Consider the following 15,935-nt stretch of genomic DNA (forward strand, 5'->3'; position numbering starts at 1 on the left):
GAAAAGCCCCCTTCAGGTCAATTCCAGGACGACGCGCTGCAACGAACTGTCGTCGGGATCGGTGCTGACCGAGAATCCCAGATCCCGCGCCAGCGCCAGCATCTTGTGGTTCTCGTTCAGCACCTGACCGTAGATGCGTTTGATGCGTTGTTCGCGCGCATAGTCGATGATCAGCCGCATCATGGTGATGCCGAGGCCCCTGCCCTGCATGTCGCTGCGGATGAACACGGCATATTCGGCATTGTCATTGTCCGGATCGGCATGCAGGCGTACCGTGCCGATGAGGTCGCCGGTCGCCTCTTCCAGCGCCACCAGCACCATCGATCGCGCATAGTCGATCTGGGCGAGCTTGGCGATGAAGGCGTGGCTGAACTGCTTGATCGGCGCGAAGAAGCGCTGGCGCAGGTCGTCCGGATCGACCCGTTCGAGGAAATCCCGAAAGATCGCCTCGTCCTCCGGCCGCACCGGCCGGATGCGGAAGCGATAACCGCTCTCGGTCTCGACCTGGCGTTCCCATTCCTTCGGATAGGGCCGGATGGCGAAGCGCGGATGGCCGCCCGCACCGAGCTTTGCTGCCTTCGGCGCGCCGACCGCGATGCGCGCGTCGAGTGCCAGCACGCCCTGCGCGTCGGCCAGCAGCGGGTTGATGTCGATCTCGGCGACAGCGGCGAGGTCGGCGGCCAGCTGCGACAGGCGCACCAGCACCTCGGCGACCTTGGCGCCATCGACCGGCGGGACGTCGCGATAGCCGGCCATCTGCTTGGCGATGCGCGTGCGGGCGATCATGTCGCGGGCGATCCGCATGTCGAGCGGCGGCAGCGCCAGGGCGCGATCCTTGATCAGTTCGACGGCCTTGCCGCCGCGCCCGAACAGCATGACCGAACCGAAGGTGCGGTCATCCGCGAGACCGGCGATCAGCTCGATGGCGCCCGGCCGATGGATCATCGGCTGCACCGTGACACCCTCGATCGTCGCTTTCGGCATGTCGCGCGCGATCCGCGTCAGCATGTCGGCCGCCGCCGCTTCGACCGCCTCGCGGGTCGCAAGCCCCAGTTGCACGCCGCCGACATCCGACTTGTGCACGATGTCGGGCGACAGGATCTTCACCGCGCAGGCATGGCCTTCGCTCAGGAATTCCACGGCATGGGCGCCGGCCTCCTCAGCCGTGCGCGCCGCGCGGATCGGGATGGTGGCGATGCCATAGGCGGCCAGGATGCGATCGACCAGGATCGGATCGAGCCAGCGCCGCCCGGCCCTGACGGTCTCCGATATCGCGGCGCGCAGCTTGGCAAGGTCGGCCGGCGGCACGATCTCGGCGCTCTCCGGCGTCTCCAGCAAGGCCGCCTGGCCGCGCGTATAACCCACCACATGCATGAAGCCGCGAATGGCCTCCGACTCGGTCGGGTAGCTCGGCAAGCCAGCCTCGGCGAAGATCGTCGTCGCTTCGTCCTGGTCGCCGAGCCAGACCGGGAAGACCGGCTTGACCCGGTCACCCCTGGCGCGCCTGGAGGTCACGACATGGGCGACCGCCGAGGCCGCCTCATGGCTCGGCAGCAGGGCGGTCGGGCAATTCATCACCAGGACCGCGTCGATATTGGGATCGTCGAGAGCGGCCTGCATGGCCTCGTCGTAACGGGCGGCATCGGCATCGCCGATGATGTCGATCGGATTGCCGTGCGACCAGATCGGCGGCATCGACACTTCGAGCCGGTTCAGGGTGGCGGTGCCGAGGTTGGCGAGCTTGCCGCCGCGATCCATCAGGCTGTCGACGGCCAGCACGCCGAGACCGCCGCCATTGGTGACGATGCCGAGACGGTCGCCGTGGAACGCGGTGAAGCGCGACAGCGTTTCGGCGGCCGCGATCAGCTCGTCGAGGTCGGCCACGCGTACCAGGCCGGCGCGGGCGAAGGCGGCGGCATAGACGTCGTCGGAGCCGGCGAGCGCGCCGGTATGCGAATGGGCCGCGTTGGCGGCGGCCCGGTGGCGACCGGATTTGAGCACGATCACCGGCTTCGACCGCGCCGCGGCCCGGGCCGAGGCCATGAACTTGCGCACGTCGGTGACCGCCTCGATGTAGAGCAGGATGGCGCGGCTGCGGTAGTCGGCGGCGAAATAGTCGAGACAGTCGCCGATATCGACATCCAGCTGGTCGCCGAGCGTGACCACGCCGGAAAAGCCGATATTGCGCATATGCGCCCATTCCAGCAGCGCCGCCGCGATCGCGCCGGATTGCGACACGAAGGCGAGCGAGCCGGGCTTGGCGCCACGCGAGGCGAAGCTCGCATCGACTTGGCCATGCGGCGCGATGACGCCGAAGCAGTTCGGCCCGACGATCCTGAGGCCATGGTCGCGCGCTGCCTTGGCGATCTTTTTCGCCGCGCTGTCATAGCCGTCTCGCTCGAGCGCCGAGATGACCACCGCCGCCGGCACGCCGAGGGCTGCCGCCTCGGCGACCAGCCCCGGAATGGTCCGGCCGGGCGTCGCCAGCACGACCAGATCCGGGACGGCCGGCAGGGCGCCAAGCGACGCGTAGCAGGTAAGCCCTTCGAGCTCCTGGTGATGCGGATTGACCGGAAACAGGCCACCGGCATAACCGGCCCGCCGCATATTGGCCAGCAGCGCCATGCCCATCGAGCGCGGCCGGTTGGTCGCGCCGACGATGGCCACCGATGACGGCGTGAAATAGCGATCGAGCCGGTAGAGAGACATGAGACCTCCCGGACGGACGGCATGCCCGGCGCGAAGCCGGACCTTGGCCTGATGCTGGAGGCTGGCTGACGCGGGATCAAGCCAACCGGATCGTCAGCGTTAAGCCTGCGGCGCCGTGACGCGCAAGTCGGAGTGCGGGATATCCGTTCCTGATCAGTCCCTGCCCTCGTATTTGTCCAGGAAGGCCTCGATGCCGAGCGCCCGGAAATCCGGCAAGGCAAGCCTCAGCCGCTCATGGCTCCAGTCCCACCAGGCCAGAGCCTGAAGCCGTTCGGCCGTCGGTTCGTCGAAGCGGCGACGGATCACCCGGGCCGGATTGCCGCCGACGATCGTATAGGGCGCGACATCCTTGGTGACGATGGCACCGGCCGCCACCACAGCGCCGGTGCCGACCGTGCGGCCGGCCAGCACCACCCCGCCATGGCCGATCCAGACATCATGGCCAATGGCCACGGCATGAGACCGGCGCCAGTCAAAAAAGCCGGCTTCGTCCGCTTCGCCGTCGAAATAGCGCGAAGCGCGATACAGGAAGTGGCTCTGGCTCGCCCGTTCGGTCGGGTGATTGCCCGGATTGATCCGGACGTGCGACGCGATCGAGCAGAACTTGCCGATCTCGGACATGTCGATCTGGCCGTCCTGGACGATGTAGGAATAGTCGCCCATCCCGGTCTCCGAGATCACCGTGCGTGCGCCGACCTCGGTATAGGCACCGAGGCGGCTGTTGCGGACGATCGCATCCGGGTGGATCGATGGCGCGAGGTCGAGCGTGGTCATGGGCGGTCTTTCTTCTGCGCGGATCGTGCCTTGGGTGGAAAACCACGGTCTTGCCGGCGCAAATGACATATCGATGACGTTTGAATGACAATCCAAAAGTAATCGAGACTGCCATTTGCTTTGCCCATGACGACCAACATCGTCACAAAACTGTTATTCGCCTGCCCTAGAGCCGAGACATGGAGACAAGCCGGCATCTGTTCGCCGCGTGCCGTGTTGTCTTGGTCCAAGGCTCAACCCATGCTCACCATCGACAAGGTCACCCGACGATTTGGCGCGAAAGCCGCCGTGTCGGACGTCTCCCTCGAAATCGCCGACGGCGCCTTCATTGGTGTGATTGGCCGTTCGGGTGCCGGAAAATCGACATTGCTGCGGATGATCAACCGCCTGCAGGAGCCGTCCGAAGGCCGCATCCTCTGCGACGGGCGCGACGTCACCGGCCTTCATGGCGCCGATCTGCGCGCCTGGCGCCAGTCCTGCGCCATGATCTTCCAGCAGTTCAACCTGGTCGGCCGCCTCGATGTGCTGACCAATGTGCTGATGGGCCGGCTCAACCATGTCGGCCAGGCTCGCGCCCTGTTGAAACTGTGGACAGCCGAGGACAAGGCCATCGCCCTGTCGGCGCTCGAACAGTTCGACATCGGGTCGCTGGCGAGCCAGCGTGCCGAGAGCCTGTCGGGCGGCCAGCAGCAGCGCGTGGCGATCGCCCGCGCCCTGGTCCAGGAACCGAAATTCATTCTCGCCGACGAGCCGATCGCCTCCCTCGACCCGCGCAACACCCGCATCGTGATGGACGCGCTGCAGCGGATCAACCGTCACTACGGCATCACGGTGATCTGCAATCTTCACTCGCTCGACCTGGCCAAGACCTATTGCGACCGGCTGGTCGGCATGGCCCAGGGCCGGGTCGTCTTCGACGGCGTGCCGGCCGAATTGACCAGCGCGGCCGCCCGCGAGCTCTACGGCATCGAAGCCGATGACGTCATCGACAGCCATACCCCCGTTCCCGCGGCGGCCGGCGTCTTCGCCACCGCCTGACCCGACGCTTTCCTCCCCATCCCGGAGACACGATCATGTTCAACCGTCGCAAAGTGCTGGCCGGCCTCGCCGGCCTCGCCCTTGCCGCCACCGCCGTCCAGGCCCAGACGCAGGGCTGGCAGAGCCGCTATCCCGAATTGGTGTTCGCCGTCATCCCGGCCGAGAACGCCTCGGGCGTGACCGAGCGCTACGGACCCTTCGTCGAATATCTGTCGCGCGAGCTCGGCACCAAGGTGACGCTGCGCATCGCCAATGACTATGCCGCGGTCATCGAGGGCCAGCGCGCCGGCCAGATCCATCTCGCCTATTACGGCCCGGCGTCCTACGTCCGCGCCCGCACCGTCACCAACGGCGTCGTCGACCCCTTCGTCACCTCGATCAATTCGGACGGTTCGATCGGCTATTATTCGGTGCTTTATGTGCGCGCCGACAATCCGGCGACAAAGATAGAGGACCTGCGCGGCAAGAACCTCTGTCTGGTCGATCCCAACTCGACCTCCGGCAACAACGTGCCGCGTTTTGCTCTGAGCAAGCTCGGCATCGCCAATCCCGACCAGTTCTTCGCCCGCGTCGTCTATGCCGGATCACATGAGAACGCCGTGACCGCCGTGCAGCAGGGCACCTGCGATGCCGCCTTCAACTGGTGGAACTCGGAGACCGACTCCAACCTCTCGCGCATGGCCAACAAGAACATGGTGCGTGCCGAGGACTTCAAGATGATCTTCAAGTCCGACCTGATCGCCGGTTCGCCTTATGCCTTCATCACCACCCTGCCGGAAGAGGCGCGGGCGGCCATCGTCAAGGCTTTCATGGAAGCGCCGGCCAGGGCCAAGGCCGCCTTCGACCGCCTGTCCGACGGCAAGGATCTCGGTTTCCACGCGGTCACCCATCGCGACTACGAGCCGATCGTCGAACTGCAGAAATTCGTCGATCAGATGCGCCGCGCGCGGACCTGACGTCCCCTCAAGCAACCTCCCGGGTGGGCCCGTTCGAGGCCCACCCTTTTTTTGTCGAGAAGAACCCAGGTTCATGGCGAGCGCCGTTCCACGCCTTCCCGATCAGCAGCTCGAGCCGCTGGCCCGCGCCTACCGGCAAGCGGTCGGCGCCAAGCGCCGACAGCTGATCCTGGGCCTTGTCCTGTTCGGCTGCGCCACCGTGCTGGCCGGCGTCGTGGCGGATGTCGACCTGTCGAAATTCATCACTAATCTCTGGCGCTTCTCCGACTATATCGGCCGCATCTTCATCCTCGATAATGGCCCGGCCGCCGGGCGCACGGTGCTGGCCGATCCGGCCGAATGGATGTGGGGGCTCGACAAGTGGCTGAAGCTGCTCGCCGAGACACTGCTGATCGCTTATGTCGGCACGGTGCTCGGCGCCATGGCCGGCTTCATACTGTGCTTCTTCTCGGCGGAAAATCTGACGCCGAACCGCTGGCTCCGCGGCGCCGCCAAACGCTTCCTGGAATTCTGCCGCACCGTCCCCGAGATCGTCTTCGCCCTGATCTTCGTGGTGTCCTTCGGCCTCGGCCCGGTGCCCGGCGTGCTCGCCATCGCCATTCATACCACCGGCGCGCTCGGCAAACTGTTCGCCGAAGTGGTCGAGAATATCGACATGAAACCGGTCGACGGCCTGACCGCGACCGGCGCCACCTGGGGCCAGACCGTGCGCTTCGCCGTGGTGCCGCAGGTCCTGTCGAATTTTGTCAGCTACGCGCTGCTGCGCTTCGAGGTGAATGTCCGCGGCGCCGCGGTCATGGGCTTTGTCGGCGCCGGCGGCATTGGCCAGGACCTGATCGAGGCGATCCGGAAATTCTACTATCCCGATGTCTCGGCGATCCTGGTGCTGATCATCCTGACCGTCATGATCATCGACCTCGGCACCGAGCGCGTCCGCCATGCGCTGATCGGCATGGAGAACCGGCCATGACCGCCAATGCCCTGCATCCCGTGGTCGCCGAGGCGCGCGCCCGCGAGGCCGAATTGCGGACCCGCTACCCGGCCGTCTTCACCGCCTCGCTCGGCCATCGCGTCAAGGTCGTCGGGACGCTTGCCGCTTTCGCCGCGCTGCTGCTCTTCGGCCTCGTCCAGCTCGAGTTTTCCCTGCCGAAAATGCTCTTCGGCCTCGGCAAGCTCGCCGAATTCCTCTGGCGCATGATCCCGCCCTCGACCGGCAGCTGGGCGAAGTTCCTGATCTACCTGCATGCCCTCGCGGAGACCGTGGCGATCGCCTTCCTCGGTGTCATGGCGGCGGCCCTGCTCGCCTTTCCTTTCGGCTTTCTCGCCGCCAAGAACGTCATCCCCAATGCGATCGTTCACTTCCTGTCGCGACGCTTTCTCGACACCATCCGGGGTGTCGACGAGCTGATCTGGGCCTTGATCTGGGTCAGTGTGGTTGGCCTTGGCCCCTTCGCCGGCGTGCTGGCGCTGGTCACCGCCAATTTCGGCACGTTCGGCAAGCTGTTTTCCGAAGCCGTCGAGGCGGCCGACCGCAAGGCCGTCGAGGGCGTCGCTTCGGTTGGCGGCAGCAGGCTCGACGGCATGCGTTTCGGCCTGTTGCCGCAGATCCTGCCGGTCATCGGCAGCCAGGTGCTCTATTATTTCGAGAGCAATACCCGCTCGGCCACCATTATCGGCATTGTCGGCGCCGGCGGCATCGGCCTGCATCTGGCCGAACAGATCCGCGTGCTGGAATATCAGCACGTCTCGGCCCTGATCCTGATGATCCTGCTGACCGTCGTGGCGATCGATCTGGTCTCCACCCGCCTGCGTCACGCACTGATCGGCGACAGCGCCAGCCGGCGCTGATCCTTGGCTCAACTGCCGACCGTGATGCGCACGCGGTCGGCGGAGAAATGCGACCGGGCCCATTGGATCGGCACGCCGTCGCGGTCGACGTTGAGACTTTCCACCACCAGGATCGGCCGGCCGGCCGCCACTTCCAGCCGTTCGACATCGGTCGCATCGGCAATCGCCGCGCCGACATGGGTGGTCGCCCGGCGATAGTCCGGCACGCCGCAGGCGGCGAGCGCGGCCGAGATCGAACCGGTCGCGGCATAGACCTCCGGCACGCCGGCGAAACGCGGCAGCGGAAAAGCGATGATGGCCCAGGAGATCGGCACGCGATCGGCGAAATGGGCGCTGTCGATGACGACGACCGGATCCTCGGGCGACAGCCCCAGCGCATCGGCCATTGCAATGGTGGCGCCACCGATCCGATGACCGATCAACCGGCCCGCCGGTTCGCGCGCCTGGCCCAGCACGATCTCGGAAAAGCGCGTGCGCGCGCCGATCGGATAGGTCAAGGGTTTCGCCTCGACATAGGTGCCGGAGCCTTGCGTCACCCGCACCAGCCCCTTCTCCACCAGCGATTTCAACGCCTGTCGGACGGTATGCCGGTTGACGCCGAACCGCTCCGACAGCGCGGCCTCGGTTGGCATGCGCGACCCCGGCGGCAGCCCGCCACCGACAATATCGGCCTCCATCGCCTCGGCGATCTGCCGCCAGACCGTCACACCGCCGCCGCGTGCCAGCATCGCTCGCCTCGTCATTCGCCTGTCATGCCCCCGGTGGGAAATGCGCCGCGCGCCGGAGCGCCACCTGAGCACCTTTGATGCGATCGTCGATATCACGCCGAGACGGCTTGATCATCAGGGTCCCTTGTCATAAAAGTATAATCATCTAGATGAATATACAACTCATGATCAAAGCAGTGACCGACACCGATTCCAGATCCGACACCAGCCAGGCCGCCCGCAAGACCGCCATGGCCATCACCGCGCGCGCCACATCAGCCGAACTGGCGCTGATCGAGACCGCGATCGCGCCCATGCCGGCGGTCCGGACGCTGCGAGCGCCCGAGATCGGCCTCGTCATGGTGCGCGGCCGGATCGGCGGCGACGGCGCGCCGTTCAATCTCGGCGAGGCGACCGTCACCCGCGCCGCCGTTGCGCTGCCGAGCGGCGAGATCGGTTTCGGCCACGTGCTCGGGCGCGACGGCGAGAAGGCCCGGCTGGCCGCGCTTGCCGATGCGCTCTGGCAGAACCAAACCCACCGTGCCGCGGTGGAAGCCGTGCTCCAGCCGGTGCGCGAGCGCCTGGCAACCGAGAAGACCCTGAAGGCCGAACGCACCGCCGCGACCCGCGTCGACTTCTTCACCATGGTGCGGGGAGACAATTGATGGCCATCGCCCTGGCTTATGCCGATCCGGTGCACGAGGCACAGCAGGCCTTTCGCGCCGTGATGAACGCGCTTGCCCGGCCCGGCACGGTCCAGCCGGTCGCCGGCCTCGCCGAGGCGCCGGCTCCGCTTGATCCGGTTGCCGCCGCCGTGCTTCTGGCGCTGGCCGATTTCGAGACCTCGGTCTTCCTGGACCGGCCGGCGTCAACCGACGATGTCAGGACCTACCTGACCTTCCACAGCGGCGCCAGGCTGGCCCAGGACCCCGCGCAGGCCGCCTTCGCCGTCATCGCTGATCCGCTGGCTCTCGCCGACCTTTCGAGCTTCGCACTCGGCACCGATGCCTATCCGGATCGTTCGACCACCCTGATCCTGCAAGTGCCGAGCCTGACCGAAGGCCGCTCCTTCAGGCTCGAGGGTCCGGGCATCAAGGGTTCGGCCAAGCTGACGGTCACCGGCCTGCCCGCCGACATCACCGCGCGCCTGGCCGCAAACCACGCGCTGTTCCCGCGCGGCGTCGACCTGGTGCTGGCGGCCCCCACCGGCGTGGCCGCCCTGCCGCGCACCACCCGCATCAGCGAGGCCTGACATGTATGTGGCAGTCAAAGGCGGCGAACGCGCCATCGACAATGCGCACACGCTGCTCGCCCATGCCAGGCGCGGCGATCCGGCCATTGCCGAAGTCGTCCCGGCGCAGATCCGCGAACAGCTGACATTGGCGGTCGACCGGGTGATGACCGAGGGCTCGCTTTATGACCGCGACCTCGCGGCGCTCGCCATCAAGCAGGCGCGCGGCGATCTCGTCGAAGCCGCCTTCCTGATCCGCGCCTTCCGCACCACCTTGCCGCGCTTCGGCGCGAGCGAACCGGTCGACACCGCCGCCATGGCGGTGCAGCGGCGCGTTTCGGCGACCTTCAAGGACATCCCGGGCGGCCAGGTTCTGGGCCCGACCTTCGACTACACCCATCGCCTGCTCGATTTCATGCTGGAAGCCGGCGCTCCGGTCGCCGAGCCGCCGACCGCGCCGGCCGACGACACGGCCATGCCGCGGGTCACCGACCTGCTCGGCCATGACGACCTGATCGAGCGCAACCCCGAGGCCGAACCCGGCGCGCCGGTCGGCGATCTCACCCGCGAACCGCTGGATTTTCCGGCCGACCGGGATCTCCGTCTGCAAAATCTTGCGCGCGGCGACGAAGGCTTCCTGCTGGCCTTGGGTTATTCGACCCAGCGCGGTTATGGCCGCACCCATCCCTTCGCCGGCGAAATCCGGCTCGGCGAGGTCGAGCTCGAATTCGTCACCGAGGATGTCGGTTTCGCCGTGCCGCTCGGCGACCTCACCATCACCGAATGCCAGATGGTCACCCAGTTCAAGGGCTCGTCGACCGAGGCGCCGCGCTTCACCCGCGGTTACGGCCTGGCCTTCGGCCATTGCGAACGCAAGACCATGGCCATGGCCCTGGTCGACCGGGCGCTGCGCGCCCGTGAACTCGGCGAGGAGATCACCGCGCCGGCCCAGGACGAGGAATTCATGCTGATGCATTCCGACAACGTCCAGGCCACCGGCTTCGTCGAACACCTGAAACTGCCGCACTATGTCGACTTCCAGGCCGAACTCGGCCTGGTCCGCAAGATGCGTCAGGAACTGGCCGAGCGGCAGGACCTTGCCGAGAAGAACCGGCTCGCCCCGCTGAAGGATGCCGCGGAATGACCGCCCACTATAATTTCGCCTATCTGGACGAGCAGACCAAACGGATGATTCGCCGAGCCATCCTGAAGGCCATTGCCATTCCCGGCTATCAGGTTCCCTTCGCCTCGCGGGAAATGCCCATGCCTTACGGCTGGGGCACCGGCGGCGTGCAGGTGACCGCCGCGATCCTCGGCGCCGACGACGTCTTGAAGGTGATCGACCAGGGCGCCGACGACACCACCAATGCCGTGTCGATCCGCAAGTTTTTCGAGAAGACCTCCGATGTCGCCACCACCACGGCGACGGCGGATGCGACCATCATCCAGACCCGCCACCGCATCCCCGAGAAGACGCTGACCGACCGCCAGGTGTTGGTCTATCAGGTGCCGATCCCCGAGCCGCTGCGCTTCCTGGAGCCGCGCGAGACCGAAACCCGCGTCATGCATGCGCTGGAAGACTACGGCCTCATGCATGTGAAGCTCTATGAGGACATCGCCACCCACGGCCATATCGCCACGACCTATGCCTATCCGGTGAAGGTCGAGGGCCGTTATGTCATGGACCCCTCGCCGACGCCGAAATTCGACAATCCGAAGATGGATGACTGCGCCGCCCTGCAGCTGTTCGGGGCCGGCCGCGAAAAGCGCATCTACGCGGTGCCGCCCTATTCGAGCGTGGTGTCGCTCGATTTCGAGGACCATCCCTTCGAGCCGACCAAATTCGACCGGCCCTGCGATCTCTGCGGTGCGCGCCACACCTATCTCGACGAGGTCATCACCGACGACCGCGGCGGCCGCATGTTCGTCTGTTCCGATACCGACCATTGCGAGGAGCGCCGGGCGGAGGGCCATCGCGGCGAACTGCTGGGCGAGGCGCCCAAGGCCATCGCTGGGAAGGCCATCGCGGGAGCGACGTCATGACCGACCAGCCATTGATGACCGCCGACAGCCTGTCGAAATTCTACGGCGCCCGCACCGGCTGCCGCGACGTGTCGTTCGATCTCCACGCCGGCGAGGTGCTGGCGGTGGTCGGCGAATCCGGCTCGGGCAAGTCGACGCTCCTGAAGCTGCTCTCCGGCCAGATGCCGCCCTCCGCCGGCCAGGTGATGTATGCCATGCGCGACGGCGTCACCCGCGACATCGTTTCGCTCTCGGAAGCCGAGCGGCGTTTCCTGTTTCGCACCGACTGGGGGTTCGTCCACCAGGACGCGGCCGCCGGCCTGCGCATGGGCGTCTCGGCCGGCGCCAATGTCGGCGAACGGCTGATGGCGGTCGGCTGGCGTCACTACGGCCGGATCCGCGACGAGGCCGAGACCTGGCTCGAACGCGTCGAGATCGACCGCGACCGGATCGACGACAAGCCCACCGCCTATTCCGGCGGCATGCGCCAGCGCCTGCAGATCGCCCGCAACCTGGTGACCAATCCGCGCCTCGTCTTCATGGACGAACCGACCGGCGGCCTCGACGTCTCGGTCCAGGCGCGCCTGCTCGATCTGGTCCGCGGCCTGGTTGCCGATCTTGGCCTTGCGGCCATCGTCGTCACCCATGATCTCGCCGTCGCGCGGCTCCTGTCCCACCGCATTCTGGTGATGAAGGATGGCCGCGCCATCGAGACCGGCCTCACCGACCAGGTGCTGGACGATCCCCGCGAGCCCTATACCCAGCTGCTCGTCTCTTCGATCCTGCAGCCGTGAGGACCCTTTCGAGATGAGCGCGATCCTGACCCTCGACAATGTCGCCAAGAGTTTCGTCATGCACCTGCAGGACGGCTTGACGATTCCCGTCGTCAACGGCGTTTCGCTGACCGTGAAGCCTGGCGAGTGCATTGTGCTCGGCGGCCCCTCCGGCGCCGGCAAGTCGTCGATCCTGAAAATGATCTACGGCAATTACCGCGTCGATTCCGGCGCCATCCGCGTCGTTGCCCAAACCACCGTCGCCCAAACCACCTTCGCCAGCGAAACGGCCGGTGCCGAGACCGTCGACATCGCCACCGCGGCACCCCGGCGCGTGCTGGCGCTGCGCCGCCGCACCATTGGTTATGTCTCGCAGTTCCTGCGGGTCATTCCGCGTGTGCCGGCACTCGCCGTGGTCGCCGAGGCAGCCATTGCCTTCGGCATCGAGCGCGCCGAGGCGGAAGCCCGCGCCCGGACGCTGCTGACCCGCTTGAATGTCCCCGAGCGGCTCTGGTCCCTGCCGCCGGCGACCTTTTCCGGCGGCGAGCAGCAGCGCGTCAACATCGCGCGCGGTTTCATAGCCGACCATCCCATTCTGCTGCTTGACGAACCGACCGCTTCGCTGGATGCCAGGAACCGCGCCGCGGTGGTCGAGCTGATCGACACCAAGAAGGCCGACGGCACGGCGATCGTCGGCATTTTCCACGATGACGACGTCCGCGAACGGGTCGCGACCCGCATCGTCGACGTCACCACATTCGCCGCACGTGCCGCATGAGGAGCCAAAGACGACCATGAGAGCAACCACCGACAAGGGCTCAGCGTCGCTCTTCGCCCGCCGCGTCATTCTCGCCGACCGCGAGGTCGCGGCCACCATCGTCGTCGAGAACGGCGACATCGTCGGGCTCGAAGAGGACCGGCAGCGGTCGGACGCCATCGATTGTGGCGACGACCTGATCATTCCGGGCCTCGTCGAACTGCACACCGACCACCTGGAGCCGCATTACGCGCCGCGGCCCAAGGTCTATTGGGATCCGCTCTCGGCGGTCTTCGCTTATGACGCGCAGATTGCCGCCTCCGGCATTACCACGGTGTTCGACAGCCTCAGGGTTGGCCGCGATGACGACCGGCCGGGTGTTTCGGATGCCCTGCTGGAACTCTCCGAGGCGATCGAAGCGGCCAAAAACACCGGGCTCTTGCGCGCCGACCATCACACCCACCTGCGTTGTGAGATCCCCTCGCGCGGCGTGGTCGAGGAGGCCGCCGACTATCTCGCCCGCTTCGACGTGCGGCTGATGTCGCTGATGGACCACACGCCCGGCCAGCGCCAATTCCGCGACGAGGAGAAGCAACGGATCTATTACCGCGGCAAGAGCGGGCTGAACGAGGACGAACTGACCGGCCTGTTCGAGGCGCGCAAGGCGCGCTCCGCCATCATTGCCGAGCCGAACAAGCGCGGCCTGGTGGCGCTCGCCCATGGCCGCCGGATCGCATTGGCGAGCCATGACGACACGCTGGAAGAGCACGTCACGGAATCGCTGGCCGACCAGGTGTCGATCGCCGAATTCCCGACCACGGTGGAGGCTGCCAGGGCGTCCCACGCCGCCGGCATCTCGGTGCTGATGGGCGCGCCCAATGTGGTGCGCGGCGGCTCCCATTCCGGCAATGTCTCGGCGGTCGAGCTGGCGGAGGCCGGCGTGCTCGACATTCTGTCTTCCGACTATGTGCCGATCAGCCTGATCCAGGGCGCCTTCGGGCTTGCCGGCGTGCCGGCCATGGGCGGCCTTCCCGGCGCTATCCGTACGGTGTCCAAGACCCCGGCGGCGGCGACCGGCATGACCGATCGCGGCGAGATCGCGCTCGGCAAGCGCGGCGATCTGGTGCGCGTGGCGCTGGTCGGCAACCAGCCGGTGGTCCGCCAGGTCTGGCGCACCGGCCTCAGGATCTCCTGACCATGTCCATGCCCGGCGCCCAGGATCGCGCACCACTCGACGGCCCTGCCCGGATCGGGCCGGGCCGGCTGGTGCTGGTGGTCGGCCCGAGCGGTGCCGGCAAGGACACCTTGATCGACGCGGCGCGCCGGCGGCTCGCCGGCAGCGATGCCGTGCTGTTCCCGAGCCGCGTGGTGACCCGCCCGCCATCGGCGGCGGAAGCCAATGCCGAGGTCGATGCCGCGACCTTCGCGACCCTGGCCAGGGTCGGCGGCTTCGCGCTGTCCTGGTCGGCACATGGCCATGACTATGGCATTCCGATCGCCATCGATCACCTGCTGACCGAGGGCCGCACCGTCGTCTGCAATGTCTCGCGCAGCATTCTGGAAGCCGCGCGCCGGCGCTACGAGGCGGTGATCGTGGTCGAGATCACCGCTCCGGCGGCCGTGCTGGCGGCCCGCATCGCGGCACGCGGCCGGTCGAGCGACGGCGATGCGACAGCGCGGGTGGCCCGTCTCGTCGAGACCGTGGCGCCGGCCGACCTGACCATTCTCAACGACGGCCCGGTCGAAGCCGCGATCCAGCAGTTCCTGGCCATTGTCGACGGGCCAGCCAAGCCGGTGCGTGCCACCCGCTGAGACCCAAGCTCCCTCATCCGCCGTCGATCGACTTCGACGCGGGAGGACCCAAGCGAATTCCGCGAAGACCCGCTTGACCCGGCCCCTGGGGCCGCCCCGATAGACCCAGGGGTCAGCGAACAGCGAGGTGATTCGTGAGCTCTTCCACCCGTTTTTTGAGCCCGTCCGAGGCGGCCAGGCGGCTCGGCGTCTCAGCCAAGGCCCTGCGGCTCTACGAGCAGCACGGCCTCGTCGCCCCAGGCCGCACCGCGGCCGGATGGCGGGCCTATGGCCCGGGCGAGATCACCCGAGCCGCCGAGGTCGTAGCGTTGCGTGCGCTCGGCCTCAGCCTCGCCCAGGTGGCACGCGTGCTCAGCGGTGACCCCGAGGGCCTGGAGCCGGCGCTCGCCGCCCATGAAGCCACGCTCGAAGACCGGGTCCGCCAGCTCGCCGGCACCGTCGAGAAGATCCGCGGCCTGCGCGCCGATCTCGCCCGGGGCAAGGCGCCGGCCGCCGGCGAACTGACACGCCTGCTCGGATCGGCAGCCGAGCTCGGTGTCGCCTTCGACTTGCCCTGGCCGTGGGGCGGCGAACGGTTCGAGTTCAGCGACATCCGGCCGCTGAACTACATCATCGGCCCGCTGGGGAGCGGCAAGACGCGACTGGCGCAACGCCTGGCCGAGGCCCTGCCTGACGCCGGCTTCCTGGGCCTTGAGCGGTTGGCGGACGGCGGCGCAGCGGCGCGGACCCGGCTCGACGCCGATGCGGCGCTCAAGGCGCGGGTCGATCGGACCCTGGCCTGGCTCGTCGAGGACGGCGCCCTGGTGTCGGAAACCCTGGTCACCCTGCTTGTCGAACTGGAATCGGAAAGCCCGGCGGTCCTGGTGATCGACATGGTGGAACAGGGGCTGGATCAGGCCAGCCAGGAGGCCCTGATCGCCTCGCTGCGCCGGCGTGGGCCGAGCGCGCGACCGCTGTTCCTGCTGACGCGCTCCTCCGCGATCCTCGACCTGGCCGCCGTGGGTGCCGACGAGGCGATCCTTCTCTGTCCCGCCAATCACAGTCCGCCAACCCGGGTCGCGCCCTATCCGGGCGCGCCGGGCTACGAGGCGGTCGCCACCTGTCTGGCCTCGCCCGAGGTGCGGGCGCGGACCGACGGGGTCATCGCCTGGCGGCCCCAGGTGGCGTGATCGTCGCTTCTCGACCGCGCAGGAAAAGGCCTCGCGGACCGCGCAGGAAGTGGCCAAATGGCCGATTTGGCAGGCAATCTCCAGCATGCCCCTGGAAAAGCGCGCGCCGCGCGGTAGCTTGTCGGATCATGCCGGGGCG

Annotated in this window: 16 protein-coding genes; 13 read left to right on the plus strand and 3 right to left on the minus strand. The window is 67.3% G+C overall.

Annotated elements, in window-relative coordinates; translation table 11 throughout:
* Positions 1-12 precede the first annotated feature (12 nt).
* Complete coding sequence (locus E8M01_RS06455; RefSeq protein ID WP_136959377.1) at positions 13-2,709, minus strand: bifunctional acetate--CoA ligase family protein/GNAT family N-acetyltransferase; 2,697 nt, start codon at positions 2,707-2,709, stop codon at positions 13-15.
* A gap of 153 nt (positions 2,710-2,862) precedes the next feature.
* Positions 2,863-3,483, minus strand: a complete 621-nt coding sequence (locus tag E8M01_RS06460; protein WP_136959378.1) for an LbetaH domain-containing protein — start codon at positions 3,481-3,483, stop codon at positions 2,863-2,865.
* Between the two features lie 240 nt (positions 3,484-3,723).
* Here E8M01_RS06460 and phnC point away from each other — a divergent pair, with 240 nt between their 5' ends.
* The 4 genes from phnC to phnE (E8M01_RS06480) all read left to right on the plus strand — a co-directional run bounded on the left by phnC (position 3,724) and on the right by phnE (E8M01_RS06480) (position 7,325).
* Positions 3,724-4,521, plus strand: coding sequence for a phosphonate ABC transporter ATP-binding protein (gene phnC / locus E8M01_RS06465; RefSeq protein ID WP_136964474.1), 798 nt, complete (start codon positions 3,724-3,726; stop codon positions 4,519-4,521).
* 35 nt (positions 4,522-4,556) lie between these two features.
* On the plus strand, positions 4,557-5,477 hold the full coding sequence (gene phnD / locus E8M01_RS06470) for a phosphonate ABC transporter substrate-binding protein (protein WP_136959379.1): 921 nt from the start codon (positions 4,557-4,559) through the stop codon (positions 5,475-5,477).
* A 73-nt stretch (positions 5,478-5,550) separates the two neighbouring features.
* Positions 5,551-6,447 carry a phosphonate ABC transporter, permease protein PhnE gene (gene phnE, locus E8M01_RS06475; protein ID WP_136959380.1) on the plus strand — a complete coding sequence of 299 codons (897 nt, stop codon included), beginning with the start codon at positions 5,551-5,553 and terminating at the stop codon, positions 6,445-6,447.
* Positions 6,444-7,325 carry a phosphonate ABC transporter, permease protein PhnE gene (phnE, locus tag E8M01_RS06480; RefSeq protein WP_136959381.1) on the plus strand — a complete coding sequence of 294 codons (882 nt, stop codon included), beginning with the start codon at positions 6,444-6,446 and terminating at the stop codon, positions 7,323-7,325. Before phnE (E8M01_RS06475) ends, phnE (E8M01_RS06480) begins: the two co-directional genes overlap by 4 nt.
* An 8-nt stretch (positions 7,326-7,333) precedes the next feature.
* Here the strand turns inward: phnE (E8M01_RS06480) and phnF are convergent, their stop codons facing one another.
* Positions 7,334-8,068, minus strand: coding sequence for a phosphonate metabolism transcriptional regulator PhnF (phnF, locus tag E8M01_RS06485; RefSeq protein WP_136959382.1), 735 nt, complete (start codon positions 8,066-8,068; stop codon positions 7,334-7,336).
* A gap of 149 nt (positions 8,069-8,217) precedes the next feature.
* Here phnF and phnG point away from each other — a divergent pair, with 149 nt between their 5' ends.
* The 9 genes from phnG to E8M01_RS06530 all read left to right on the plus strand — a co-directional run bounded on the left by phnG (position 8,218) and on the right by E8M01_RS06530 (position 15,796).
* Positions 8,218-8,697 carry a phosphonate C-P lyase system protein PhnG gene (gene phnG / locus E8M01_RS06490; protein ID WP_136959383.1) on the plus strand — a complete coding sequence of 160 codons (480 nt, stop codon included), beginning with the start codon at positions 8,218-8,220 and terminating at the stop codon, positions 8,695-8,697.
* The gene (gene phnH, locus E8M01_RS06495; protein WP_136959384.1) at positions 8,697-9,284 is read left to right on the plus strand and encodes a phosphonate C-P lyase system protein PhnH; all 588 of its coding nucleotides are present in this window, start codon (positions 8,697-8,699) and stop codon (positions 9,282-9,284) included. Before phnG ends, phnH begins: the two co-directional genes overlap by 1 nt.
* Position 9,285: 1 nt before the next feature.
* A complete protein-coding gene (locus E8M01_RS06500) occupies positions 9,286-10,407 on the plus strand; it encodes a carbon-phosphorus lyase complex subunit (protein WP_136959385.1) in 1,122 nt (373 codons plus the stop codon).
* Positions 10,404-11,306: an alpha-D-ribose 1-methylphosphonate 5-phosphate C-P-lyase PhnJ gene (locus E8M01_RS06505; RefSeq protein ID WP_136959386.1), complete on the plus strand. Its 903-nt coding sequence runs from the start codon at positions 10,404-10,406 to the stop codon at positions 11,304-11,306. Before E8M01_RS06500 ends, E8M01_RS06505 begins: the two co-directional genes overlap by 4 nt.
* Positions 11,303-12,079 (plus strand): phosphonate C-P lyase system protein PhnK, encoded by a 777-nt coding sequence (gene phnK / locus E8M01_RS06510; protein ID WP_136959387.1) that lies wholly within the window; start codon positions 11,303-11,305, stop codon positions 12,077-12,079. The genes E8M01_RS06505 and phnK overlap by 4 nt, the downstream gene beginning before the upstream one ends.
* Positions 12,080-12,092: 13 nt before the next feature.
* Positions 12,093-12,836: a phosphonate C-P lyase system protein PhnL gene (phnL, locus tag E8M01_RS06515; protein WP_136959388.1), complete on the plus strand. Its 744-nt coding sequence runs from the start codon at positions 12,093-12,095 to the stop codon at positions 12,834-12,836.
* A 16-nt stretch (positions 12,837-12,852) separates the two neighbouring features.
* Positions 12,853-14,010 carry an alpha-D-ribose 1-methylphosphonate 5-triphosphate diphosphatase gene (locus E8M01_RS06520; protein ID WP_136959389.1) on the plus strand — a complete coding sequence of 386 codons (1,158 nt, stop codon included), beginning with the start codon at positions 12,853-12,855 and terminating at the stop codon, positions 14,008-14,010.
* 8 nt (positions 14,011-14,018) lie between these two features.
* Complete coding sequence (phnN, locus tag E8M01_RS06525) at positions 14,019-14,627, plus strand: phosphonate metabolism protein/1,5-bisphosphokinase (PRPP-forming) PhnN (protein WP_136964475.1); 609 nt, start codon at positions 14,019-14,021, stop codon at positions 14,625-14,627.
* Positions 14,628-14,761: 134 nt separating this feature from the next.
* Complete coding sequence (locus E8M01_RS06530; protein WP_136959390.1) at positions 14,762-15,796, plus strand: MerR family transcriptional regulator; 1,035 nt, start codon at positions 14,762-14,764, stop codon at positions 15,794-15,796.
* Positions 15,797-15,935: the final 139 nt, after the last annotated feature.

The organism is Phreatobacter stygius (assembly GCF_005144885.1).
Lineage (GTDB): Bacteria > Pseudomonadota > Alphaproteobacteria > Rhizobiales > Phreatobacteraceae > Phreatobacter > Phreatobacter stygius.

Excerpts from the sequence above, each read along its gene's own strand:
- E8M01_RS06505 (WP_136959386.1), top strand. The coding sequence starts at position 10,404 with ATGACCGCCCACTATAATTTCGCCTATCTGGACGAGCAGACCAAACGG.
- phnH (WP_136959384.1), top strand. The coding sequence starts at position 8,697 with ATGGCCATCGCCCTGGCTTATGCCGATCCGGTGCACGAGGCACAGCAG.
- phnE (WP_136959381.1), top strand. The coding sequence starts at position 6,444 with ATGACCGCCAATGCCCTGCATCCCGTGGTCGCCGAGGCGCGCGCCCGC.
- phnL (WP_136959388.1), top strand. The coding sequence starts at position 12,093 with ATGAGCGCGATCCTGACCCTCGACAATGTCGCCAAGAGTTTCGTCATG.
- E8M01_RS06500 (WP_136959385.1), top strand. The coding sequence starts at position 9,286 with ATGTATGTGGCAGTCAAAGGCGGCGAACGCGCCATCGACAATGCGCAC.
- phnN (WP_136964475.1), top strand. The coding sequence starts at position 14,019 with ATGCCCGGCGCCCAGGATCGCGCACCACTCGACGGCCCTGCCCGGATC.
- phnK (WP_136959387.1), top strand. The coding sequence starts at position 11,303 with ATGACCGACCAGCCATTGATGACCGCCGACAGCCTGTCGAAATTCTAC.
- phnF (WP_136959382.1), bottom strand. The coding sequence starts at position 8,068 with ATGACGAGGCGAGCGATGCTGGCACGCGGCGGCGGTGTGACGGTCTGG.
- E8M01_RS06455 (WP_136959377.1), bottom strand. The coding sequence starts at position 2,709 with ATGTCTCTCTACCGGCTCGATCGCTATTTCACGCCGTCATCGGTGGCC.
- E8M01_RS06460 (WP_136959378.1), bottom strand. The coding sequence starts at position 3,483 with ATGACCACGCTCGACCTCGCGCCATCGATCCACCCGGATGCGATCGTC.
- phnC (WP_136964474.1), top strand. The coding sequence starts at position 3,724 with ATGCTCACCATCGACAAGGTCACCCGACGATTTGGCGCGAAAGCCGCC.
- phnD (WP_136959379.1), top strand. The coding sequence starts at position 4,557 with ATGTTCAACCGTCGCAAAGTGCTGGCCGGCCTCGCCGGCCTCGCCCTT.
- E8M01_RS06520 (WP_136959389.1), top strand. The coding sequence starts at position 12,853 with ATGAGAGCAACCACCGACAAGGGCTCAGCGTCGCTCTTCGCCCGCCGC.
- phnE (WP_136959380.1), top strand. The coding sequence starts at position 5,551 with ATGGCGAGCGCCGTTCCACGCCTTCCCGATCAGCAGCTCGAGCCGCTG.
- phnG (WP_136959383.1), top strand. The coding sequence starts at position 8,218 with ATGATCAAAGCAGTGACCGACACCGATTCCAGATCCGACACCAGCCAG.